Consider the following 639-nt stretch of genomic DNA (forward strand, 5'->3'; position numbering starts at 1 on the left):
ATTCACGTAATGATAGTGTGACGAATCACACTGGGTTTCCCCATTCGGAAATCGCCGGTTATAACGGTTCATATCACCTTACCGACGCTTATCGCAGATTAGCACGTCCTTCATCGCCTCTGACTGCCAGGGCATCCACCGTGTACGCTTAGTCGCTTAACCTCACAACCCGAAGATGTTTCGTAAAACACCACCGTGTTGCGAAAATTTGAGAGACTCGAACACACCATTTTTCATTTCTTATTACGGAGAAATGAAACAGTGTGTCGTTTCAATTTTCAGCTTGATCCAGATTTTTAAAGAGCAAAACTTCGCAGTGAACCTTTTCAGGTACACTCTGAAGTTTTCTTGTGTTTTTGCAGTAAAGATGGTGGAGCTATGCGGGATCGAACCGCAGACCTCCTGCGTGCAAAGCAGGCGCTCTCCCAGCTGAGCTATAGCCCCATCGTAGTTATCTCATTCACCTTAATTCTTGCTGAGACTGTGCGGGTCATTTCACAACACGGTATCAGAAAGAATTGGTAGGCCTGAGTGGACTTGAACCACCGACCTCACCCTTATCAGGGGTGCGCTCTAACCACCTGAGCTACAAGCCTGCAGAGATTTTCTTACTGCTAATTTTCATCAGACAATCTGTGT

2 tRNA genes and 1 rRNA gene are annotated in these 639 nt (G+C 46.2%); all 3 read right to left on the reverse strand.

The annotated features are described in order from the left end of the window. Nucleotides 1-162 (reverse strand): 23S ribosomal RNA (locus EHN13_RS23890); the annotation flags it as partial. 206 nt (nucleotides 163-368) lie between these two features. Beyond that, nucleotides 369-444, reverse strand: a tRNA-Ala gene (locus tag EHN13_RS23895). Between the two features lie 75 nt (nucleotides 445-519). Next, nucleotides 520-596: transfer RNA gene (locus tag EHN13_RS23900), tRNA-Ile, on the reverse strand. Nucleotides 597-639: the final 43 nt, after the last annotated feature.

This window comes from Citrobacter youngae (assembly GCF_003818115.1).
Taxonomy (GTDB): domain Bacteria; phylum Pseudomonadota; class Gammaproteobacteria; order Enterobacterales; family Enterobacteriaceae; genus Citrobacter; species Citrobacter youngae.